This window comes from Endozoicomonas sp. PH6C (assembly GCF_059322965.1).
On the sequence record NZ_CP185342.1, the window covers coordinates 102852 to 128681 of the forward strand.

A 25830-nucleotide genomic window follows, 5' to 3' on the forward strand; every position below is an offset into this window, starting at 1 on the left:
GAATGGGGCTTCGACAAGCCAGAGTTTGTCTATAAAAACTGAGCCGGGCCTATTAACTGCAATGCCAATGACTGATTGGAGGCTGATGCAAAACGAACCATCACACATGATCATCACTTTGATGTACGGAACGGGCGGTGGTAACTATTCACGGATAACAGAGTCAGAGGATCATGGTCAGTCGCTCAATAGACATTCAGAAAAATCACATTATTTATACGACAACGACAACAATGATGAAAATTCGGGTCAGCCCACCGACTCCCGACATAGCCTTGACAAAAATTGCCATGAACAGCCCTGTTGTAATCAACAAGGAGTCTGTATCCTCGCTCCTTCCACAAGTACCCGGTGTCGTTCAACCTCAGATGACTCTTTCGCTTGCGATGTCTATTGGCAAACAGGCGACCGGGAATCTGGCCCGGTAAGCCATCCTGCTGAAGGTACAAAAGTTGTCTCAGAAGATGACAGCACAACCGGTGCATCATTAAAATTAAATCCACCACCTGCGAAAAAACAAAGGAAGGCAGGCTCCAACAAATACCGATGTCATCACCCCGGCTGTGAAAAATTACTTAGCTCTCAAAACTCATTGTACAATCACAAAAGTCAATATCACACCGGAGAACGAACCTGTCCTGAGTGCCAGAAGCCCCTGCCAAACGCTTATGCCCTGTCGGTTCACAAAAGAAAATATCACACCGGAGAGCAAACCTGCCCCGAGTGCCGGAAGAGCCTGGCAAACGCTCGAGCCCTGTCGGATCACAAAAGAAAATGCCATACCGGAGAGCAAACCTGCCCTGACTGCCAGAAGTCCGTGCCAAACGCGCAAGCCCTGTCGGTTCACAAAAGTCGATATCACACCGGAGAGCAAACCTGCCCTGAGTGCCAGACGACACTGCCACACGCGCAAGCCCTGTCGGATCACAAAAGAAAATGTCACACCGGAGAAAAAACCTGCCCTGAGTGCCAGACGACACTGCCACACGCGCAAGCCCTGTCGGATCACAAAAGAAAATGTCACACCGGAGAACAAACCTGCCCTGAGTGCCAGAAACCCCTGCCAAACGCGCAAGCCCTGTCGGCTCACAAAAGTCAATATCACAGTGGAGAGCAAACCTGCCCTGAGTGCCAGAAGACCCTGTCAAACGCTCAAGCCCTGTGGACTCACAAAAGAAAAGAACACACTGGAGAGCAACACTGCCCTGAGTGCCAGACGACCCTGCCAAACGCTCACGCCCTGTCGGATCACAAAAGTCATTATCACAGAGGAGAGCAAACCTGCCCTGAGTGCCAGAAAACCCTGCGAAACATTCATGCCCTGTCGAATCACAAAAGAAAAGAACACACCGGAGAGCAAACCTGCCCTGAGTGCCAGAAGATCCTACCAAGCGCTCAAGACCTGTCGAATCACAAAAGTAAATATCACAGCGGAGAGCAAACCTGCCCTGAGTGCCAGAAGACCCTGTCAAACGCTCTAGCCCTGTGGAATCACAAAAGAAAAGAACACAGCGGAGAGCAAACCTGCCCTGAGTGCCAGAAGACCCTGTCAAACGCTTTAGCCCTGTGGAATCACAAAAGAAAAGAACACACCGGAGAGCAAACCTGCCCTGAGTGCCAGAAGACCTTGGCAAACAGTCAGGCCCTGTCGGCTCACAAAAGCCAATATCACACCGGAGAACGAACCTGTCTCAACTGCCAGAAGCCCCTGCCAAACGCTCTAGCCCTTTCGAATCACAAAAGGCAATATCACACCGGTGAGCAAACCTGCCCTGAGTGCCAGAAGCCCCTGCCAAACGCCCTAGCCCTGTCGAATCACAAAAGGAAACACCGGAAACGAAAGCTTGGTGAAGCAAAGTCAAGTGATTGATTTTATTGCGCTGAAGATTTAAGTCTTTAGAGCTTGCCAATATTGAAAACCTTCCAAACTTTCTATCGTCTATCCTCACTGCTCCTATCTCTGGAAAACAAAGGATAGAACCATTAAAAGTCTACTCTCGCACATATTGCTCTTTGTGCCTTTCGTCTGCCCGTTTGAGCCTCAGACTTGCCGTTTTATCGTTGAGGTTAATCAGAATGGAGCTTCGATAAGCCAGAGTTTTTCTATAAAAACTGAGCCGGGCATATTAACTGTAATGCCAATGACCGACTGGAGGCTGATGCAAAACGAAGCATCACACATGACCAGCACAAACGGATATTCAGGGTCAGGCATGCTACCCGATGGCAAATCCTGTCGGCGAAACAAACTTCAGATCATCACTTTGATGTATGGAACGGGCGGCGGTAACTATTCCCAGACAACAGCGTCAGAGGATCATGGTCAGTCATTCAATAGACATTCAGAAAAATCGCATTATCTCTACGACAACGACCATAATGATGAAAGTTCGGGCCGACCCACTGACTCCCGACATAGCCTTGACAAAAATTGCCATGAACAGCCCTGTTGTAATCAACAAAGAGTCTGTATCTTCGCTCCTTCCACAAGTACCCGGTGTCCTTCAGCCTCAGATGACTCTTTCGCTTACACAACAGATGTCTATTTGCAAACAGGCGGTCAGGAATCTGGCCCGGTACACCATCCTGCTGAAAGTTCGACAGTTATCTCAGAAGCTGAAAGCACAACCGGTTCATCATTAAAATTAAATCCACCTCCTGTGAAAAAACAAAAGAAGGCAGGCACCAAAAAATACCGATGTGATCACCTCGGCTGTGAAAAATCACTTAGCTCTCAAACCTCGTTTTACAATCACAAAAGTCAATATCACACCGGAGAACGAACCTGTCTCAAGTGCCAGAAGCCCCTGCCAAACGCTCATGCTCTGGCAGTTCACAAAAGAAAAGATCACTCCGGAGCGCAAACCTGCCCCGAGTGCCAGAAAACTTTGCCAAACAAAAAGGCCCTGTCGACTCACAAAACTCAATATCACACCGGAGAGAAAACCTGCCCTGATTGCGAGAAGACCGTGCCAAACGCGCAAGTCCTGTGGGATCACAAAAGAAAATATCACACCGGAGAACAAACCTGCCCTGAGTGCCAGAAGATCCTGCCGGACGCACAAGCCCTGTCGACTCACAAAAGAAAAGATCACACCGGAGAGCAAACCTGTCTTGAGTGCCAGAGGACCTTTGCAAACCTTCAAGCCCTGTCGGCTCACAAAAGTCAATATCACAGCGGAGAGCAAACCTGCCCTAAGTGCCAGAAGACCCTGTCAAACGCTCAAGCCCTGTGGATTCACAAAAGAAAAGAACACACCGGAGAGCAAACCTGCCCTGAGTGCCAGAAGACCCTACCAAACGCTCAAACGCTCTCTGTTCACAAAAGTCAATATCACACCGGAGAAAGAACCTGTCCTGAGTGCCAAAAGACCTTTCTAAACGCCCAAGCCCTGTCGAATCACAAAAGGCAACACCGTAAACGAAAGCTTGATGATGCAAAGTCAAGTGATTGATTTCTGCTTGTCACAGGCCGAGGAGGGAAAGGCACTGCACAGTTTGAGGTATGATCTGAAGTGCAATGCTCACGTCTATCTGTCTATCACCTGCGGGGGTATCGTCTATCCTCACTGCTCCTATCCCCGGAAAACAAAGGATAGAGTCATTAAAAGTCTACTATCGCATGTATTGGTCTTTTTGCCTTTCGTCTGCCCGGTTGAGCCGCAGACTTGTGGTTTTATCGTAGAGGTTGATCAGAATGGGGCTTTGACAGGCCAGAGTTTTTCTATAAAAACTGAGCCGGGCCTATTAACTGCAACGCCAATGACTGATGGGAGGCTGATGCAAAACGAACCATCACATATGGTCAGCACAAAAGGATATTCAGGGTCAAGCATGCTACCCGATGACAAACCCTCCAGGAGAAACAAACTTCAGATCATCACTTTGATATACGGAACGGGCGGCGGTAACTATTCCCGGACAACAGAGTCAGAGGATCATGGTCAGTCATTCAATAGACATAGAGAAAAATCACATTATTTATACGACAACGACCATAATGATGAAAATTCGGGTCGGCCCACTGACTCACGACATAGCTTTGACAAGAATTGCCATGAACAGCCCTGTTGTAATCAACAGAGAGTCTGTATCTACGCTCCTTCCAAAAGTACCCGGTGTCGTTCAACCTCAGATGACTCTTTCGCTTGCGATGTCTATTTGCAAACAGGCGATCAGGAATCTGGCCCGATAAGCCATCCTGCTGAAGGTTCTATAGTTGTCTCAGGAGCTGACAGCACAACCGGTGCGTCATTAAAACTAAATCCACCACCTGCGAAAAAACAAAAGAAGGCAGGCTTCAAAAAATACCTATGTGATCAACCCGGCTGTGAAAAATCACTTGGCTCTCAAGCCTCATTGAACACTCACAAAAGGCAATATCACACTGGAAAGCAAAGCTGCCCTCGGTGCCAGAAAATCCTGCGAAACGCGAAAGTGCTGTCGGTTCACAAAAGAAAAGAACATACTGGAGAGCAAAACTGCCCTGAGTGCCAGAAGACCCTGCCAAACGCTCAAGCCCTGTCGGATCATAAAAGAAATTATCACACGGTAGAGCGAACCTGCCCTGAGTGTCAGAAGACCCTGCCAAGCGCTCAAGCCCTGTCGGCTCACAAAAGAAAAGAACACACCGGAGAGCAAACTTGCCCTGAGTGCCATAAGACCCTGCCAAACGGTCCAGCCCTTTCGGATCACAAAAGAAAAGATCACAGCGGAGAGAAAACCTGCCCTGAGTGCCAGAAGACCTTGCCAAACGCAAAAGCCCTGTCAGTTCACAAAAGTCGATATCACACGGGAGAGCAAACCTGTCCTGAGTGCCAGAAGACCTTTGCAAACCTTCAGGCCCTGTCAGTTCACAAAAGAAAAGATCACACCGGAGAGCAAACCTGCTCTGAGTGCCAGAAGCCCCTGCCAAACGCTCAAGCCCTGTCAGCTCACAAAAGTCAATATCACACCGGAGAGCGAACCTGCCCTGAGTGCCAGAACATCCTGCGAAATGCGAAAGCGCTGTCGGTTCACAAAAGGAAAGAACACACCGGAGAGCAAACCTGCCCTGAGTGCCAGAAGCACCTGCCAAACGTCCAAGCCCTGTCGAATCACAAAAGACAACACCGAAAACGAAAACTTGATGATGCAAAGTCAAGTGAATGATTTCGACTTGTCACAGGCTCAGGACGCAAGGGCACTGAGCACGTTTGAGCATGATCTTAAGTGCAATGTTCACGTCCATCGCGGGTTGACTGATAACAAAAAGACATGGGAAGAAATTTTCTTCACCAAGCAGTACTTAAACCTTATTTTTTGACATCCTCCCCGCCGTGAACGACGGGGATTCCTACTGCTAGACGGTCATGCCCGACCGCAGTGTATACCTTACCCAGTAGCGGCATACACCTTATTCGATAATCTGCTCTACCTTTCGGATTGTCTAGGCGACCCCGTTAACAAACACGGGCAGAAAGCGGAAGGTATTTTACTTTTCCTGTCAGGTAGCGTAACCGCAAAAAACACCTGACGGATAGCAAAGTAGCACAAGGGGCTTGCTTTGCAAGCCGAGCTTACATCCCCGTCCTCAAAGTACGGGGTTTTAAGCTAATTCGATAAGCCAGTTGGTTATCTATCTACGCTTTGTAACTCCTATAGAGCTTGCAAGCACTGAAAAACTGCCAAACTTCTTCTCGTCTATCCTCACTGCTCCTATCCATAGAAATCAGAGGATAGAACCATTAAAAGTCTACTCTCGCCCGTATTGCTCTTTGTACCTTTCGTCTGCCTGTTTGAGTCGCAGACTTACCGTTTAGTCGTTGAGGTTAATCAGAATGGGGCTTCGACAGGCCAGAGTTTTTCTATAAAAACTGAGCCGGGCCTATTAACTGCAATGCCAATGATTGATGGGAGGCTGATGCAAAACGAACCATCACACATGATCAGTACAAACGGATATTCGGGGCCGGGCATGCTACCGGATGACAAACCCTCAAGGCGAAACAAACTTCAGATCATCACTTTGATGTACGGAACAGGCGGCGGTAACTATTCGCGGAAAACGGGGTCAGAGGATCATGGTCAGTCAGTCAATAGACATTCAGAAAAATCGCACTATCTATACGATAACAACCATAATGATGAAAGTTCGGGCCGACCCACAGACTCCCGACATAGCTTTGACAAAAATTGCCATGAGCAGCCTTGTTGTAATCAACAAAGAGTCTGTATCTTCGCTCCTTCAACAAGTACCCGATGTCGTTTAAACTCAGATGACTCTTTCGCTTGCACAACAGATGTCTATTTGCAAACAGGCGATCAGGAATCTGGCCCGGTGAGCCATCCTGCTGAAGGTCCGACAGTTGTCTCAGGAGCTGAAAGCACAATCGATTCATCATTAAAATTTAATCCACCATCTGCGAAGAAACAAAGGAAGGCGGGTGCCAAAAAATACCTATGTGATCAACCCGGCTGTGAAAAATCACTTGGTTCTCAAGCCTCATTGAACACTCACAAAAGGCAATATCACACTGGAAAGCAAAGCTGCCCTTCGTGCCAGAAGTCTCTACCAAGCGCACAAGCCCTGTCGGCTCACAAAAGAAAAGATCACACCGGAGTGCAAATCTGTCCAGAGTGCCATAAGACCTTGCCAAACGCTCAAACCCTGTCTGTTCACAAAAGTCTGTATCACACCGGAGAGAAAACCTGTCCTGAGTGCCAAAAACCCCTGCCAAACGCTCATGCCCTGGCGGTTCACAAAAGAAAAGATCACGCCGGAGAGCAAACCTGCCGTGAGTGCCAGAAGACCCTGTCAAATGCGAATGCCCTGTCGGTTCACAAAAGTCAATATCACACCGGAGAGCAAACCTGCTCTGAGTGCCAGAAGACCTTGCCAAACGCAAAAGCCCTTTCGGCTCACAGAAGAAAAGATCACACCGGAGAGCAAACCTGCCCTGAGTGCCAGAAGCCCCTGCCAAACCCTCAAGCCCTGGCGAATCACAAAAGAAAAGATCACACCGGAAAGCAAACCTGCCCTGAGTGCCTGGAGACTCTGCCAAACGCTCAAGCCCTTGTGATTCACAAAAGAAATGCTCACACCGGAAAGCAAACCTGCCCTGAGTGCCAGAAGACCTTGGCAAACGTTCAAGCCCTGTGGGTTCACAAAAGAAAAGATCACACCGGAAAGCAAACCTGCCCTGAGTGCCAGAAAACCCTGCCACACGTTCAAGCCCTGTCGGTTCACAAAAGCCAATATCACACCGGAGAGAAAACCTGCCCTGAGTGCCAGACGACCCTGCCATATGCTCAAGCCCTGTCGGTTCACAAAAGTCAATATCACACCGGAGAGAAAACCTGCCCTGAGTGCCAGAAGACCCTGCCACACGTTCAAGCCCTGTCGGTTCACAAGAGCCAATATCACACCGGAGAGAAAACCTGCCCAGAGTGCCAGACGACAGTGCCACACGCTCAAGCCCTATCGAATCACAGAAGGCAACACCGGAAACGAAAGCTTGATGATGCAAAGCCAAGTGATTGATTTCTGCTTGTTTCAGGGTCAGGAGGTAAAGGCACTGCAAACGTTTGGGCATGATTTGAAGTGCAATACTCACGTCTATCGTCTATCACCAGCGGCGGTTAACCGATGACAAAAAGACAGGAAGGCAATAGAGCTTGCCAACATTGAAAAGCTTCCAAACTTCCTATCGTCTATCCTCACTGCTCCTATCCCCGGAAAAAAAGGATAGAAACATTAAAAGTCTACTCTCATACGTATTGGTCTTTTTGCCTTTCGTCTGCCCGGTTGATCCACAGACTTATGGTTTTATCGTTGAGGTTGATCAGAATGAGGCTTCGACAAGCCAGAGTTTTTCTATAGAAACTGAGCCGGGCCTATTAACTGCAATGCCAATGACTGATGGGAGGCTGATGCAAAACGAACCATCACTCATGATCAGCACAAACGGATATTCGGGGTCAGGTATGCTACCCGATGACAAACCCTGTCGGCGAAACAAACTTCAGATCATCACTTTGATGTACGGAACGGGCGGCGGTAACTATTCCCGGAAAACGGGGCCAGAGGATCATGGTCAGTCATCCAATAGACATTCAGAAAAACCGCATTATCTATACGACAACGACCATAATGATGAAAATTCGGGTCGGCCCACCGACTCCCGGCATAGCCTTGACAAAAATTGCCATGAACAGCCCTGTTGTAATCAACAAGGAGTCTGTATCTTCGCTCCTTCCACAATTACCCGATGTCGTTCAGCCTCAGATGACTCTTTCACTTGCACAACAGATGTCTATTTGCGAACAGGCGATCAGGAATCTGGCCCGGTAAGCCATCCTGCTGAAGGTCTGACAGTTGTCTCAGGAGCTGACAGCATAACCGGTTCATTATTAAAATTAAATCCACCACCTGCGAAAAAACAAAGGAAGGCAGGCTCCAAAAAATACCGATGTGATTACCCCGGCTGTGAAAAATCACTTGGCTCTCGAACCTCGTTGTACAATCACAAAAGTCAATATCACACCGGAAAACGAACCTGTCCAGAGTGCCAGAAACCCCTGCCAAACGCTCAAGCCCTGGTGGTCCACAAAAGAAAAGATCACACCGGAGAGCAAACCTGCCCTGAGTGCCAGAAGACCTTTGCAAACATTCAATCCCTGTTGACTCACAAAAGTCAATATCACACCGGAGAGAAAACCTGTCCTGAGTGCCAGAAGCCCCAGCGAAACGCTCAAGCGCTGGCGTTTCACAAAAGAAAAGATCACACCGGAGAGAAAACCTGCCCTGTGTGCCAGAAGACCCTGCCAAATGCGAATGCCCTGTCGGCTCACAAAAGTCGATATCACACTGGCGAGCAAACCTGCCCTGAGTGCCAGACGAGCCTGCTACACGCTCAAGCCCTGTCGGATCACAAAAGTCGATATCACACCGGAGAACAAACCTGCCCTGAGTGCCAGGCGACCCTGGCACACGCTCATGCTCTGTCGGTTCACAAAAGTCAATATCACACAGGAGAGAAAACCTGCCCTGAGTGCCAGACGACCCTGGCACACGCTCAAGCCCTGTCGGCTCACAAAAGAAAAGATCACAGCGGGGGGCAAACCTGCCCTGAGTGCCAGATGACCCTGGCACACGCTCATGCCCTGTCGGTTCACAAAAGTCAATATCACACCGGAGAGAAAACCTGCCCTGAGTGCCTGAAGACCCTGCCACACGCTCAAGCCCTGTCGGCTCACAAAAGAAAAGATCACAGCGGGGGGCAAACCTGCCCTGAGTGCCAGACGACCCTGGCACACGCTCATGCCCTGTCGGTTCACAAAAGTCAATATCACACCGGAGAGAAAACCTGCCCTGAGTGCCTGAAGACCCTGCCACACGCTCAAGCCCTATTGAATCACAGAAGGCTACACCGGAAACGAAAGCTTGATGGTACAGAGTCAAGTGATTGATTTCTGCTTGTCACAGTCTCAGGAGGGAAGAGCACTGCACACGTTTGGGCATGATCTGAAGTACAATGCTCAGGTCTATCTGTCTATCAGCAGCGGCGGTTAACCGACGACATAAAGACATGAAAGGCAATAGAGCTTGCCAACATTGAAAAACTCCCAAACTTCCTATCGTCTATCCTCACTGCTCCTATCCCCGGTAAAAAAAGGATAGAACCATTAAAAGTCTCCTCTCGCATGTATTGGTCTTTTTGCCTTTCGTCTGCCCGGGTGAGCCACAGACTTATCGCTTTATCGTTGAGGTTGATCAGAATGAGGCTTTGACAAGCCAGAGTTTTTCTATAAAAACTGAGCCGGGCCTATTAACTGCAATGCCAATAACTGATGGAAGGCTGATGCAAAACGAACCATCACACATGATCAGCACAAACGGATATTCGGGGTTAGGCATGCTACCCGATGACAAGCCTTCCAGGCGAAATAAACTTCAGATCATCACTTTGATGTACGGAACGGGCAGCGGTAACTATTCCGGGACAACAGGGTCAGAGGATCATGGTCAGTCATTCAATAGACATTCAGAAAAATTACATTATTTATACGACAACGACCATAATGATGAAAATTCGGGTCAGCCCACTGACTCCCGACATAGCTTTGACAAAAATTGTCATGAACAGCCCTGTTGTAATCAACAAGGAGTCTGTATCTTCGCTCCTTCCACGATTACCCGGTGTCGTTCAACCTCAGATGACTCTTTCGCTTGCGATGTCTATTTGCAAAAAGGCGATCAGGAATCCGGTCCGGTCAGCCATCTTGCTGAAGGTCCGACAGTTGTCTCAGGAGCTGACAGCACCACCGGTGCGTCATTAAAATTAAATCCACCACCTGCGAAAAAACAAAGGGAGGCAGACTCCAAAAAATACCGATGTGAGCGCCCCGGCTGTGAAAAATCACTTGGCTCTCAAACCTCATTGTACAATCACAAAAGTCAATATCACACCGGAGAACGAACCTGTCCTGAGTGCCAGAAGCCCCTGCCAAACGCTTATGCCCTGAGGGCTCACAAAAGAAAAGATCACACCGGAGAGCAAACCTGCCCTGAGTGCCAGAAGACCCTGCCAAACGCTCAAGCCCTGTCGAATCACAAAAGTCAATATCACACCGGAGAGAAAACCTGCACTGAATGCCAGAGGCCTCTGCCAAACGCTCAAGCCCTGTGGGTTCACAAAAAAAAAGATCACACCGGAAAGCAAACCTGCCCTGAATGCCTGGAGACTCTGCCAAACGCTCAAGCCCTGTGGGTTCACAAAAGAAAAGATCACACCGGAAAGCAAACCTGCCCTGGGTGCCAGAAGACCCTGCCAAACGCTCAAGCCCTATCGGTTCACAGAAGTCTATATCACACCGGAGAACAAACCTGCCTTGACTGCCAGAAGACCCTGCCAAACGCGAAAGTTCTGTCGGCTCACAAAAGAAAAGAACACATCGGAGGGCAAACTTGCCCTGAGTGCCAGAGGCTCCTGCCAGACCCTCAAGCTCTGTCGGAGCACAAAAGAAAAGAACACACCGGAGAGCAAACTTGCCCTGAGTGCCAGAAGACCCTGTCAAATGCCAATTCCCTGTCGGTTCACAAAAGTCAATATCACACCGGAGAACAAACCTGCCTTGAGTGTCAGAAGACTCTGCCAAACGCGAAAGCCCTTTCGGGTCACAGGAGAAAAGATCACACTGGAGAGCAAACCTGCCCTGAGTGCCAGAAGACCCTGCCAAACGCTCTAGCCCTGTCGAATCACAAAAGGCAACACCGGAAACGAAAGCTTGATGGAGCAAAGTCAAGTGATTGATTTCTGCTTGTCACAGTCTCAGGAGGGAAGGGCACTGCACACGTTTGGGTATGATCTGAAGTGCAATGCGCAGGTCTACCTGTCTATCACCAGCGGTGGTTAACCAACGACAAAAAGACATGGAAGGCACTAGAGCTTGCCAACATTGAAAAGCTCCCAAACTTCTATCGTCTATCCTCACTGCTCCTATCCCCGGAAAAAAAAGGATAGAACCATTAACAGTCTACTCTCGCACGTATTGGTCTTTTTGCCTTTCGTCTGCCCGGTTGTGCCACAGACTTATCGTTTTATCGTTGAGGTTGATCAGAATCAGGCTTCGACAAGCCAGAGTTTTTCTATAAAAACTGAGCCAGGCCTATTCACTGCAATGCCAATGGCTGATGAGAGGCTGATGCAAAACGAACCATCACACATGATCATCACTTTGATGAAAGGAACGGGCGGGGGTAACTACTCCCGGACAACAGAGTCAGAGGATCATGGTCAGTCATTCAATAGACATTCAGAAAAATCACACTATTTATACGACAACGACAATAATGATGAAAATTCGGGTCGGCCCACTGACTCCCGACATAGCTTTGACAAGAATTGCCATGAACAGCCCTGTTGTAATCAACAGAGAGTCTGTATCTATGCTCCTTCCAAAAGTACCCGGTGTCGTTCAACCTCAGATGACTCTTTCGCTTGCGGTGTCTATTTGCAAACAGGCGATCAGGAATCTGGCCCGGTAAGCCATCCTGCTGAAGCACCGATAGTTGTCTCAGGAGCTGACAGCACAACCGGTGCGTCATTAAAATTAAAACCACCACCTGCGAAAAAACAAAAGAAGGCAGGCTTCAAACAATACCGATGTGATCACCCCGGCTGTGAAAAATCATTTAGCTCTCAAGCCTCGTTGAACAATCACAAAAGTCAATATCACACCGGAGAACGAACCTGCCCTGATTGCCAGAAGCCCCTGCCAAACGCTTATGCCCTGACGGTTCACAAAAGAAAAGATCACAGCGGAGAGCAAACCTGCCCTGAGTGCCAGAAGCCCCTGCCAAACGCTCAAGCCCTGTCGGCTCACATGAGTCAATATCACACCGGAGAGAAAACCTGCCCTGAATGCCAGAAGACCCTGCCAAGCGCTCAAGCTCTGTCAACTCACAAAAGAAAAGAACACACCGGAGAACAAACCTGCCCTGAGTGCCAGGAGACCCTGCCAAACACTCTAGCCCTGTCGAATCACAAAAGAAAAGAACACACCGGAGAGAAAACCTGCCCTGAGTGCCAGAAGACCCTGGCAAGCGCTCAAGCCCTGTCGAATCATAGAAGAAAAGATCACACCGGGGAGCAAACCTGCCCTAGGTGCCAGAAGACCCTGCCAAACGCTCAGGCTCTGTCGTCTCACAAGAGTCAATATCACACCGGAGAGCAAACTTGCCCTGAGTGCCAGAAAACCCTGGCAAGCGCTCAAGCCCTGTCGAATCACAAAAGAAAAGAACATACCGGAGAGCAAACCTGCCCTGAGTGCCAGAAGACCCTGGCAAGCGCTCAAGCCCTGTGGGTTCACAAAAATCAATATCACACCGGGGTGCAAACTTGTCCCGAGTGCCAGAAGTCTCTGCCAAGCGCTCAAGCCCTGTCGGGCCACAAAAGTCAATTTCACAGAGGAGAGCAAACCTGCCTTGAGTGCCAAAAAATCCTGCCAAACCCCGGCGCTCTGTCAAATCACAAAAGACAACACCGGAAGCGAAAGCTTGAAGATGCAAAGTCAAGTGATTGATTTCTGCTTGTCTCAGGGCCAGGAGGGAAAGGAACTGCACACGTTTGAGTATGATCTGAAGTGCAATGCTCACGTCTATCTGTCTATCACCTGCGGGGCTTAAACGATGACAAAAAGACATGGAGGGCAATAGAGCTTGCCAAGATTGAAAAGCTCCCAAACTTCTATCGTCTATCCTCACTGCTCCTATCCCCGGAAAACAAAGGATAGAACCATTAACAGTCTACTCTCATACGTGTTGGTCTTTTTGCCTTTCGTCTGCCCGGTTGTGTCACAGACTTATCGTTTTATCATTGAGGTTGATCAGAATCAGGCTTTGACAAACCAGAGTTTTTCTATAAAAACTGAGCCGGGCCTATTAACTGCAATGCCAATGACTGATGGGAGGCTGATACAAAACGAACCATCACACATGGTCAGCACAAACGGATATTCTGGGTCAGGTATGCTACCCGATGTCAAACCTTGTCGGCGAAACAAACTTCAGATCATCACTTTGATGTACGGAACGGGCGGCACTGACTATACCCGAACAACAGAGTCAGAGGATCATGATCGGTCATTCAATAGACATTCAGAAAAATCAAATTATTTATACGACAATGACCATAATGATGAAAATTCAGGTTGGCCCAACGAATCCCGACATAGCCTTGACAAAAATTGCCATGAACAGCCCTGTTGTAATCAACAAAGAGTCTGTATCTTCGCTCCTTCCACAAGTACCCGGTGTCGTTCAGCCTCAGATGACTCTTTCACTTGCAATGTCTATTTGCAAACAGGCGATCAGGAATCTGGCTCGGAAAGCCATTCTGCTGAAAGTTTGACAGTCGTCTCAGGAGCTAACAGCACAACCGGTGCGTCATTAAAATTAAATCCACCACCTGCGAAAAAACAAAGGAAAGCAGGCCCCAAAAAATACCGATGTGATTACCCAGGCTGTGAAAAATCACTTGGCTCTAAAACCTCGTTCCACAATCACAAAAGTCAATATCACACCGGAGAACGAACCTGTCCTGAGTGCCAGAAGACCCTGCCAAACGCTCAAGCCCTGTCGGTTCACAAAAGAAAAGATCACACCGGAGAGCAAACCTGTCCTGAGTGCCAGAAGACCCTGCCAAACGCTCAGGCCCTGTCGGTTCACAAAAGAAAAGATCACACCGGAGAGAAAACCTGTCCTGAGTGCCAGAAGACCCTGCCAAACGCTCAGGTCCTGTCGTTTCACAAAAGAAAGGAACACACCGGAAGGCAAACCTGCCCTGAATGCCAGAAGACCCTGTCAAACTTGACAGCCCTGTCGACTCACAAAAGTCGATATCACAGCGGAGAGCAAACCTGCCCTGAGTGCCAGAAGCTCCTGCCAAACGCTCAAGCCCTGTCGGATCACAAAAGTCGATATCACAGCGCAGAGCAAACCTGCCCTGAGTGCCAGAAGCCCTTGCCAAACGTGAAAGCCCTGATGGTTCACAAAAGAAAAGAACACAGCGCAGAGCAAACCTGTCCTGAGTGCCAGAAGACCTTGGCAAACAGTCAGGCCCTGTCGGCTCACAAAAGTCGATATCACACCGGAGAGAAAACCTGCCCTGAATGCCAGAAGACCCTGCCAAACACTCAAGCCCTGTGGGATCATAAAAGAAAATACCACACCGGAGAACAAACCTGCTCTGAGTGCCAGAAGCCCCTGCCAAACGCTCAAGCTCTGTTGATTCACAGAAGAAAAGATCACAGCGGAGAGCAAACTTGCCCTGAGTGCCAGGAAACCCTGCCAAACACTCTAGCCCTGTCGAATCACAAAAGAAAAGAACACACCGGAGAGCAAACCTGCCCTGAGTGCCAGAAAACCCTGGCAAGCGCTCAAGCCCTGTCGACTCACAAAAGCCGATATCACAGCGGAGAGCAAACCTGCCCTGAATGCCAGACGACCCTGCCGCACGCCTATGCCCTGTCGACTCACAAAAGCCGATATCACAGCGGAGAGCAAACCTGCCCTGAGTGCCAGAAGACCCTGCCAAACGCTCAGGCCCTGTTGGTACACAAAAGAAAAGATCACACCAGAGGGCAAACTTGCTTTGAGTGCCAGAAGCTCCTGCGAAACCATCAAGCTCTGTCGGAGCACAAAAGTCGATATCACAGTGGAGAGAAAACCTGCCCTGAGTGCCAGAAGCCCCTGCCACACGCCCAAGCCCTGTCGGTTCACAAAAGTCAATATCACAGCGGAGAGCAAACCTGCCCTGAGTGCCAGAAGCCCCTGCCACACGCTCGAGCCCTGTCGGTTCACAAAAGTCAATATCACAGCGGAGAGCAAACCTGCCCTGAGTGCCAGAAGACTCTGCCGAACGCTCAACTCCTGTCGACTCACAAAAGAAAAGAACACACCAGGGAGCAAACCTGCTCTGATTGCCAGAAGATCCTGCCAAACGTTCAAGCTCTGGTAAATCACAAAAGACAACACCGGAAACGAAAGCTTGAAGATGCAAAGTCAAGTGATTGATTTCTGCTTGTCACAGGCTCAGGAGGGAAGGGCACTGCACACGTTTGGGTATGATCTGAAGTGCAATGCGCAGGTCTATCTGTCTATCACCAGAGGCGGTTAACCGATGACAAAAAGACATGGAAGGCAATAGAGCTTGCCAACATTGAAAAACTCCCAAACTTCCTATCGTCTATCCTCACTGCTCCTATCCCCTGAAAAAAAGGATAGAACCATTAAAAGTCTACTCTCGCACGTATTGGTCTTTTTGCCTTTCGTCTGCCCGGTTGAGCCACAGACTTATGGTTTTATCGTTGAGGTTGATCAGAATGAGGCTTCAACAAGCCAGAGTTTTTCTATAAAAACTGAGCCGGGCCTATTATCTGCATTGCCAATGACTGATGGAACGCTGATGCAAAACGAACCATCACACATGATCATCACTTTGATGTACGGAACGGGCGGCAATAACTATTCCCGGGTAACAGAGTCAGAGGATCATGGTCAGTCATTCAATAGACATTCAGAAAAATCACATTATTTATACGACAACGACCATAATGATGAAAATTCGGGTCGGCCCACTGACTCCCGACATAGCTTTGACAAGAATTGCCATGAACAGCCCTGTTGTAATCAACAGAGAGTCTGTATCTACGCTCCTTCAAAAAGTACCCGGTGTCGTTCAACCACAGATGACTCTTTCGCTTGCGATGTCTATTTGCAAGCAGGCGATCAGGAATCTGGCCCGGTAAGCCATCCTGCTGAAGCACCGACAGTTGTCTCAGAAGCTTACAGCACAACCGGTGCGTCATTAAAATTAAAACCACCACCTGCGAAAAAACAAAGGAACGCAGGCTCCAAAAAATACCGATGTGATCACCCCGGCTGTGAAAAATCACTTAGCTCTCAAAACTCGTTGTGCAATCACAAAAGTCAATATCACACCGGAGAACGAACCTGCACTGATTGCCAGAAGTCCCTGCCAAACGCTTATGCCCTGACGGTTCACAAAAGAAAAGATCACACCGGAGAGAAAACCTGCCCTGAGTGCCAGAAGACCCTGCCACACGCTCAAGCCCTGTCAAATCACAAAAGAAAAGAACACACCGGAGAGCAAACCTGCCCTGAGTGCCAGAAGACCCTGGCAAGCGCTCAAGCCCTGTCAAATCACAAAAGCCGATATCACAGCGGAGAGCAAACCTGCCCTGAGTGCCAGATGACCTTGGCACATGCTCGAGCCCTGTCGGTTCACAAAAGTCAATATCACACAGGAGAACAAACCTGCCTTGAGTGCCAGAAGACTCTGCCAAACGCGAAAGCCCTTTCGGCTCACAGAAGAAAAGATCACACCGGAGAGAAAGCCTGCCCTGAGTGCCAGAAGCACTTGCCAAACCCTCAAGCCCTGTCGAATCACAAAAGAAAAGAGCACACAGGAAAGCAAACCTGCCCTGAGTGCCAGAAGACTCTGCCAAACGCGAAAGCCCTGTCGAATCACAAAAGAAAAGCACACACTGGAGAGCAAACCTGCCCTGAATGCCAGGAGACCTTGCCAAGTAGTCTAGCCCTGTCGAATCACAAAAGAAAAGATCACACCGGAAAGCAAACCTGCCCTGAGTGCCAGAAGACCCTGCCAAACGCTCAAGCCCTGTCGGTTCACAAAAGTCAATATCACACCGGAGAACAAACTTGCCCTGAGTGCCAGAAGACTCTGCCAAACGCGAAAGCCCTTTCGGCTCACAGAAGAAAAGATCACACCGGAGAGCAAACCTGCCCTGATTGCCAGAAGCCCCTGCCAAACGTGAAAGTCCTGTTGGCTCACAAAAGAAAAGATCACAGCGGAGAGCAAACCTGCCTTGAGTGCCAGAAGACCCTGCCAAACGTTCAAGCTCTGTCGGAGCACAAAAGTCGATATCACAGAGGAGAGCAAACCTGCCATGAGTGTCAGAAGACCCTGCCACACCCTCAAGCCCTGTCGGTTCACAAAAGAAAAAAGCACAGCGCAGAGCAAACCTGCTTTGATTGCCAGAAGATCCTGCCAAACGTTCAAGCTCTGGTAAATCACAAAAGACAACACCGGAAACGAAAGCTTGAAGATGCAAAGTCAAGTGATTGATTTCTGCTTGTCACAGGCTCAGGAGGGAAGGGCACTGCACACGTTTGGGTATGATCTGAAGTGCAATGCGCAGGTCTATCTGTCTATCACCAGAGGCGGTTAACCGATGACAAAAAGACATGGAAGGCAATAGAGCTTGCCAACATTGAAAAACTCCCAAACTTCCTATCGTCTATCCTCACTGCTCCTATCCCCTGAAAAAAAGGATAGAACCATTAAAAGTCTACTCTCGCACGTATTGGTCTTTTTGCCTTTCGTCTGCCCGGTTGAGCCACAGACTTATGGTTTTATCATTGAGGTTGATCAGAATGAGGCTTCAACAAGCCAGAGTTTTTCTATAAAAACTGAGCCGGGCCTATTAACTGCAATGCCAATGACTGATGGGAGGCTGATGCAAAACGAACCATCACACATGATCATCACTTTGATGTACGGAACGGGCGGCGATAACTATTCCCGGATAACAGAGTCAGAGGATCATGGTCAGTCATTCAATAGACATTCAGAAAAATCACATTATTTATACGACAACGACCATAATGATGAAAATTCGGGTCGGCCCACTGACTCCCGACATAGCTTTGACAAGAATTGCCATGAACAGCCCTGTTGTAATCAACAGAGAGTCTGTATCTACGCTCCTTCAAAAAGTACCCGGTGTCGTTCAACCACAGATGACTCTTTCGCTTGCGATGTCTATTTGCAAGCAGGCGATCAGGAATCTGGCCCGGTAAGCCATCCTGCTGAAGCACCGACAGTTGTCTCAGAAGCTTACAGCACAACCGGTGCGTCATTAAAATTAAAACCACCACCTGCGAAAAAACAAAGGAACGCAGGCTCCAAAAAATACCGATGTGATCACCCCGGCTGTGAAAAATCACTTAGCTCTCAAAACTCGTTGTGCAATCACAAAAGTCAATATCACACCGGAGAACGAACCTGCACTGATTGCCAGAAGTCCCTGCCAAACGCTTATGCCCTGACGGTTCACAAAAGAAAAGATCACACCGGAGAGAAAACCTGCCCTGAGTGCCAGAAGACCCTGCCAAACGCAAAAGCCCTGTCGGATCACAAAACTCGATATCACACCGGAAAGCAAACCTGCCCTGAGTGCCAGAAGACCCTGCCAAACGCAAGAGTCCTGTTGGCTCACAAAAGAAAAGATCACACCGGAGAGCAAACCTGCCTTGAGTGCCAGAAGACCCTGCCAAACGTTCAAGCTCTGTCGGAGCACAAAAGTCGATATCACAGAGGAGAGCAAACCTGCCATGAGTGTCAGAAGACTCTGCCAAACCCTCAAGTCCTTTCGGCTCACAAAAGAAAAGAACACACAGGAGAGCAAACTTGCCCTGAGTGCCAGAAGCTACTGCCAAACTCTCAAGCTCTGGTAAATCACAAAAGTCAATATCACAGTGGCGAGCAAACCTGCCCTGAGTGCCGGAAGACCCTGCCACACGCTCAAGCCCTGTCGACTCACAAAAGAAAAGAACACAGCGGAGAGCAAACCTGCCCTGAGTGCAAGAAGACCCTGGCAAGCGCTCAAGCCCTGTCGAATCACAAAAGTCGATATCACACCGGAGAGCAAACCTGCCCTGAGTGCCAGGCGCTACTGCCAAACAATCAGGCTCTGTCGAATCACAGAAGACAACACCGGAAACGAAAGCTTGAAGATGCAAAGTCAAGTGATTGATTTCTGCTTGTCACAGGCTCAGGAGGGAAAGGCACTGTACACGTTTGGGTATGATCTGAAGTGCAATGCTCACGTCTATCTGTCTACCACCAGCGGCGGTTAACTGATGAAAAAAAGACATGGAGGGCAATAGAGCTTGCCAACATTGTAAAGCCCTCAAACTTCTATCGTCTATCCTCACTGCTCCTATCCCCAGAGAACAAAGGATAGAACCATTAACAGTCTACTCTCGTACGTATTGGTCTTTTTGCCTTTCGTCTGCCCGGTTGTGCCACAGACTTATCGTTATATCGTTGAGGTTGATCAGAATCAGGCTTCGACAAGCCAGAGTTTTTCTGTAAAAACTGAGCCGGGCCTATTATCTGCAATGCCAATGACTGATGGGAGGCTGATGCAAAACGAACCTTCACACATGATCATCACTTTGATGTACGGAACGGGCGGCGGTAACTATTCCCGGGTAACAGAGTCAGAGGATCATGGCCAGTCATTCAATAGACATAGAGAAAAATCACATTATTTATACGACAACGACCATAATAATGAAAATTCGGGTCGGCCCACTGACTCCCGACATAGCTTTGACAAGAATTGCCATCAACAGCCCTGTTGTAATCAACAGAGAGTCTGTATCTACGCTCCTTCTAAAAGTACCCGGTGTCGTTCAACCTCAGATGACTCTTTCGCTTGCGATGTCTATTTGCAAACAGGCGATCAGGAATCTGGCCCGGTAAGCCATCCTGCTGAAGCACCGACAGTTGTCTCAGGAGCTGACAGCACAACCGATTCATCATTAAAATTAAATCCACCACCTGCGAAAAAACAAAAGAAGGCAGGCTTCAAAAAATACCGATGTGATCACCCCGGCTGTGAAAAATCACTTAGCTCACAAAACTCGTTGTGCAATCACAAAAGCCAATATCACACCGGAGAACGAACCTGCCTCAAGTGCCAGACGACCCTGCCAAACGCTCAAACCCTTTCGGATCATAGAAGAAAATATCACACCGGGGAACAAACCTGCCCTGAGTGCCAGAAGACCCTTCCAAGCGCTCAAGCCCTGTCGTATCACAAAAGCCGATATCACAGCGGAGAGCAAACCTGCCCTGAGTGCCAGAAGAACTTGGCACATGCTCGAGCCCTGACGGTTCACAAAAGTCAATATCACACCGGAGAACAAACCTGCCTTGAGTGCCAGAAGACTCTGCCAAACGCGAAAGCCCTTTCGGCTCACAGAAGAAAATATCACACCAGAGAGCAAACCTGCCCTGAGTGCCAGAAGACCCTGGCAAGCGCTCAAGCCCTGTGGGTTCACAAAAGAAAAGATCACACCGGAGAGAAAACCTGCCCTGAGTGCCAGAAGACTCTGAAAAACCCTCAGGCCCTGTCGAATCACAAAAGAAAAGAACACACTGGGGAGCAAACCTGCTCTGATTGCCAGAAGATCCTGCCAAACGTTCAAGCTCTGGTAAATCACAAAAGACAACACCGGAAACGAAAACTTGAAGATGCAAAGTCAAGTGATTGATTTCTGCTTGTCTCAGGGTTAAGGGAGAAAGGCACTGCACACGTTTGGGTATGATCTGAAGTGCAATGATCACGTCTATCTGTCTACCACCAGCGGCGGTTAACCGATGACAAAAAGACATGAAAGGCAATAGAACTTGCCAACATTGAAAAACTCCCAAACTTCCTATCGTCTATCCTCAGTGCTCCTATCCCCGGAAAAAAAGGATAGAACCATTAAAAGTCTACTCTCGCACGTATTGGTCTTTTTGCCTTTCGTCTGCCCGGTTGAGCCACAGACTTACGGTTTTATCGTTGAGGTTGATCAGAATGAGGCTTCGACAAGCCAGAGTTTTTCTATAAAAACTGAGCCGGGCTTATTAACTGCAATGCCAATGACTGATGGGAGGCTGATGCAAAACGAACCATCACACATGATCATCACTTTGATGTACGGAACGGGCGGCGGTAACTATTCACGGATAACAGAGTCAGAGGATCATGGTCAGTCGTTCAATAGACATTCAGAAAAATCACATTATTTATACGACAACGACCATAATGATGAAAATTCGGGTCGGCCCACTGACTCACGACATAGCTTTGACAAGAATTGCCATGAACAGCCCTGTTGTAATCAACAGAGAGTCTGTATCTACGCTCCTTCCAAAAGTACCCGGTGTCGTTCAACCTCAGATGACTCTTTCGCTTGCGATGTCTATTTGCAAACAGGCGATCAGGAATCTGGCTCGGAAAGCCATTCTGCTGAAAGTTTGACAGTCGTCTCAGGAGCTGACAGCACAACCTGTGCGTCATTAAAATTAAAATTAAAACCACCACCTGCGAAAAAACAAAGGAAGGCAGGCTCCAAAAAATACCGATGTGATCACCCCGGCTGTGAAAAATCACTTAGCTCTCAAAATTCGTTGTGCAATCACAAAAGCCAATATCACACCGGAGAACGAACCTGCCCTGATTGCCAAAAGCCCCTGCCAAACGCTCAAGCCCTGATGGTTCACAAAAGAAAAGATCACACCGGAGAGAAAACCTGCCCTGAGTGCCAGAAGACTCTGCCAAACGCTCAAGCCCTGGCGGTTCATAAAAGAAAAGAACACACCGGAGAGCAAAACTGCCCTGAGTGCCAGAAGACCTTGGCAAACAGTCTTGCCCTGTCGGCTCACAAAAGTCAATATCACACCGGAGAGAAAACCTGCCCTGAATGCCAGAAGACCCTGCCAAACACTCAAGCCCTGTGGGTTCACAAAAGAAAAGAACACACCGGAAAGCAAACCTGCCCTGGGTGCCAGAAGACCCTGCCAAACGCTCAAGCCCTGGCGGTTCACAAAAGAAGAGAACACACCGGAGAGCAAAACTGCCCTGAGTGCCAGAAGACCTTGGCAAACAGTCAGGCCCTGTCGGCTCACAAAAGTCAATATCACAGCGGAGAGAAAACCTGCCCTGAATGCCAGAAGACCCTACCAAACACTCAAGCCCTGTGGGATCATAAAAGAAAGTACCACACCGGAAAACAAACCTGCCCTGAGTGCCAGAAGATCTTGGCAAACAGTCAGGCTCTTTCGACTCACAAAAGTCAGTATCACACTGGAGAGAAAACCTGCCCTGAATGCCAGAAGGCCCTGCCAAACACTCAAGCCCTGTGGGATCATAAAAGAAAATACCACACAGGAGAACAAACCTGCCGTGAGTGCCAGAAGCCCCTGCCAAACGCTCAAGCTCTGTTGATTCACAGAAGAAAAGATCACAGCGGAGAGCGAACTTGCCCTGAGTGCCAGAAGACTCTGGCAAACACTCTAGCCCTCTCGAGTCACAAAAGAAAAGAACACACCGGAGAGCAAACCTGCCCTGAATGCCAGACGAGACTGCCACACGCTCAAGCCCTGTCGACTCACAAAAGAAAATATCACACCGTAGGGCAAACTTGCTCTAAGTGCCAGAAGCTCCTGCCAAACCATCAAGCTCTGTCGGAGCACAAAAGTCGATATCACAGTGGAGAGCAAACCTGCCATGAGTGTCAGAAGACTCTGCCAAACAATCAAGCCCTTTCGGTTCACAAAAGAAAAGAACACACCGGAGAGCAAACCTGCCCTGAGTGCCAGACGACCCTGCCACACGCCCAAGCCCTGTCGAATCATAGAAGAAAAGAACACAGCGGAGAGCAAACCTGTCTTGGATGCCAGAAGACCCTGCCAAACGTTCAAGCTCTGTCGGAGCACAAAAGTCGATATCACAGAGGAGAGCAAACCTGCCCTGAATGCCAGAAGACCCTGCCAAACGCTCAAGCCCTGTCGGATCACAAAAGAAAATATCACACCGGAGAGCAAACCTGCCCTGAGTGCCAGGCGCTACTGCCAAACAATCAGGCTCTGTCGAATCACAGAAGGCAACACCGGAAACGAAAGCTTGAGGATGCAAAGTCAAGTGATTGATTTCTGCTTGTCTCAGGGTTAAGAGGGAAAGGCACTGTACACGTTTGGGTATGATCTGAAGTGCAATGCTCACGTCTATCTGTCTATCACCAGCGGCGGTTAACCGATGACAAAAAGACATGGAAGGCCATAGAGCTTGCCAACATTGTAAAACTCCCAAAGTTCCTATCGTCTATCCTCACTGCTCCTATCCCCGGAAAAAAGGATAGAACCATTAAAAGTCTACTCTCGCACGTATTGGTCTTTTTGCCTTTCGTCTGCCCGGTTGAGCCACAGACTTATGGTTTTATCGTTGAGGTTGATCAGAATGAGGCTTCAACAAGCCAGAGTTTTTCTATAAAAACTGAGCCGGGCCTATTATCTGCATTGCCAATGACTGATGGAACGCTGATGCAAAACGAACCATCACACATGATCATCACTTTGATGTACGGAACGGGCGGCAATAACTATTCCCGGGTAACAGAGTCAGAGGATCATGGTCAGTCATTCAATAGACATTCAGAAAAATCACATTATTTATACGACAACGACCATAATGATGAAAATTCGGGTCGGCCCACTGACTCCCGACATAGCTTTGACAAGAATTGCCATGAACAGCCCTGTTGTAATCAACAGAGAGTCTGTATCTACGCTCCTTCTAAAAGTACCCAGTGTCGTTCAGCCTCAGATGACTCTTTCGCTTGCGATGTCTATTTGCAAACAGGCGATCAGGAATCTGGCCCGGTAAGCCATCCTGCTGAAGGCCCGACAGTTGTTTCAGGAGCTGACAGCACAACCGGTGCGTCATTAAAATTAAAACCACCACCTGCGAAAAAACAAAGGAAGGCAGGCTCCAAAAAATACCGATGTGATCACCCCGGCTGTGAAAAATCACTTAGCTCTCAAAACTCGTTGTGCAATCACAAAAGTCAATATCACACCGGAGAACGAACCTGCACTGATTGCCAGAAGTCCCTGCCAAACGCTTATGCCCTGACGGTTCACAAAAGAAAAGATCACACCCGAGAGAAAACCTGCCCTGAGTGCCAGAAGACCCTGGCAAATACTCAAGCCCTGTGGGATCACAAAAGAAAAGTTCACACCGGAGAGCGAACCTGCCCTGAGTGCCAGAAAACCCTGTCAAACGCTCAAGCCTTGTTGGTTCACAAAAGAAAAGATCACACCGGAGAGAAAACCTGCCCTGAGTGCCAGAAGCCCCTGCCAAACGCTCAAGCCCTGGCGGTTCACAAAAGAAAAGAACACACCGGAGAGCAAAACTGCCCTGAGTGCCAGAAGACCCTGCCAAACGCTCAAGCCCTGTCGTATCACAAAAGTCGATATCACAGCGGAGAGAAAACCTGCCCTGAATGCCAGAAGACCCTGCCAAACACTCAAGCCCTGTGGGTTCACAAAAGAAAAGATCACACCGGAAAGCAAACCTGCCCTGGGTGCCAGAAGACCCTGCCAAACGCTCAAGCCCTGGCGGTTCACAAAAGAAAAGAACACACCGGAGAGCAAAACTGCCCTGAGTGCCAGAAGACCTTGGCAAACAGTCATGCCCTGTCGGCTCACAAAAGTCAATATCACAGCGGAGAGAAAACCTGCCCTGAATGCCAGAAGACCCTGCCAAACGCTCAAGCCCTGTGGGATCACAAAAGAAAAGATCACACCGGAAAGCAAACCTGCCCTGGGTGCCAGAAGACCCTGCCAAACGCTCAAGCCCTGGCGGCTCACAAAAGAAAAGATCACAGCGGAGAGAAAACATGCCCTGAGTGCCAGAAGACCTTGCCAAACGCGAAAGCCCTGTCAGTTCACAAAAGTCGATATCACACGGGAGAGCAAACCTGTCCTGAGTGCCAGAAGACCTTTGCAAACCTTCAGGCCCTGTCAGTTCACAAAAGAAAAGATCACACCGGAGAGCAAACCTGCTCTGAGTGCCAGAAGCCCCTGCCAAACGCTCAAGCCCTGTCGGCTCACAAAAGTCAATATCACACCGGAGAGCAAACCTGCCCTGAGTGCCAGAAGATCCTGCGAAATGCGAAAGCGCTGTCGGTTCACAAAAGGAAAGAACACACCGGAGAGCAAACCTGCCCTGAGTGCCAGAAGCCCCTGCCAAATGTCCAAGCCCTGTCGAATCACAAAAGAAAAGAACACACCGGAGAGCGAACCTGCCCTGAATGTCAGGAGACCTTGCCAAATACTCTAGCCCTGTCGAATCACAAAAGAAAAGATCACACCGGAAAGCAAACCTGCCCTGAGTGCCAGAAGACCCTGCCAAACGCTCAAGCCCTGTCGGTTCACAAAAGTCAATATCACACCGGAGAACAAACTTGCCTTGAGTGCCAGAAGACTCTGCCAAACGCGAAAGCCCTTTCGGCTCACAGAAGAAAATATCGCACCGGAGAACAAACCTGCCCTGATTGCCAGGCGCTACTGCCAAACAATCAGGCTCTGTCGAATCACAGAAGGCTACACCGGAAACGAAAGCTTGAAGATGCAAAGTCAAGTGATTGATTTCTGCTTGTCTCAGGGTTAAGAGGGAAAGGCACTG

13 protein-coding genes are annotated in these 25830 nt (G+C 48.9%); all 13 read left to right on the forward strand.

Features of this window, described 5'->3' with window-relative positions; all coding sequences use genetic code 11:
* Window positions 1–85 precede the first annotated feature (85 nt).
* The gene (locus ACOMG9_RS00420) at window positions 86–1870 is read left to right on the forward strand and encodes a C2H2-type zinc finger protein (RefSeq protein WP_448215337.1); all 1785 of its coding nucleotides are present in this window, start codon (window positions 86–88) and stop codon (window positions 1868–1870) included.
* Window positions 1871–2159: 289 nt separating this feature from the next.
* Window positions 2160–3455, forward strand: coding sequence for a C2H2-type zinc finger protein (locus tag ACOMG9_RS00425; RefSeq protein WP_448215338.1), 1296 nt, complete (start codon window positions 2160–2162; stop codon window positions 3453–3455).
* Window positions 3456–3780: 325 nt separating this feature from the next.
* Window positions 3781–5151, forward strand: a complete 1371-nt coding sequence (locus tag ACOMG9_RS00430) for a C2H2-type zinc finger protein (RefSeq protein WP_448215339.1) — start codon at window positions 3781–3783, stop codon at window positions 5149–5151.
* Window positions 5152–5902: 751 nt separating this feature from the next.
* The gene (locus tag ACOMG9_RS00435) at window positions 5903–7522 is read left to right on the forward strand and encodes a C2H2-type zinc finger protein (protein ID WP_448215340.1); all 1620 of its coding nucleotides are present in this window, start codon (window positions 5903–5905) and stop codon (window positions 7520–7522) included.
* Window positions 7523–7911: 389 nt separating this feature from the next.
* Window positions 7912–9450, forward strand: a complete 1539-nt coding sequence (locus ACOMG9_RS00440) for a C2H2-type zinc finger protein (RefSeq protein WP_448215341.1) — start codon at window positions 7912–7914, stop codon at window positions 9448–9450.
* Between the two features lie 392 nt (window positions 9451–9842).
* Complete coding sequence (locus tag ACOMG9_RS00445) at window positions 9843–11294, forward strand: C2H2-type zinc finger protein (protein WP_448215342.1); 1452 nt, start codon at window positions 9843–9845, stop codon at window positions 11292–11294.
* A gap of 391 nt (window positions 11295–11685) precedes the next feature.
* The gene (locus ACOMG9_RS00450) at window positions 11686–13065 is read left to right on the forward strand and encodes a C2H2-type zinc finger protein (RefSeq protein WP_448215343.1); all 1380 of its coding nucleotides are present in this window, start codon (window positions 11686–11688) and stop codon (window positions 13063–13065) included.
* A 373-nt stretch (window positions 13066–13438) separates the two neighbouring features.
* The gene (locus ACOMG9_RS00455; protein WP_494529627.1) at window positions 13439–15556 is read left to right on the forward strand and encodes a C2H2-type zinc finger protein; all 2118 of its coding nucleotides are present in this window, start codon (window positions 13439–13441) and stop codon (window positions 15554–15556) included.
* A gap of 391 nt (window positions 15557–15947) precedes the next feature.
* Complete coding sequence (locus tag ACOMG9_RS00460; protein ID WP_448215345.1) at window positions 15948–17651, forward strand: C2H2-type zinc finger protein; 1704 nt, start codon at window positions 15948–15950, stop codon at window positions 17649–17651.
* A 391-nt stretch (window positions 17652–18042) separates the two neighbouring features.
* Entirely contained in the window at window positions 18043–19341 is a 1299-nt protein-coding gene (locus ACOMG9_RS00465) for a C2H2-type zinc finger protein (protein WP_448215346.1), read from the forward strand.
* A gap of 391 nt (window positions 19342–19732) precedes the next feature.
* Window positions 19733–20869 carry a C2H2-type zinc finger protein gene (locus ACOMG9_RS00470; protein ID WP_494529628.1) on the forward strand — a complete coding sequence of 379 codons (1137 nt, stop codon included), beginning with the start codon at window positions 19733–19735 and terminating at the stop codon, window positions 20867–20869.
* A gap of 391 nt (window positions 20870–21260) precedes the next feature.
* The gene (locus tag ACOMG9_RS00475; RefSeq protein ID WP_494529629.1) at window positions 21261–23294 is read left to right on the forward strand and encodes a C2H2-type zinc finger protein; all 2034 of its coding nucleotides are present in this window, start codon (window positions 21261–21263) and stop codon (window positions 23292–23294) included.
* 60 nt (window positions 23295–23354) lie between these two features.
* Complete coding sequence (locus ACOMG9_RS00480; protein ID WP_494529630.1) at window positions 23355–25793, forward strand: C2H2-type zinc finger protein; 2439 nt, start codon at window positions 23355–23357, stop codon at window positions 25791–25793.
* Window positions 25794–25830 lie beyond the last annotated feature (37 nt).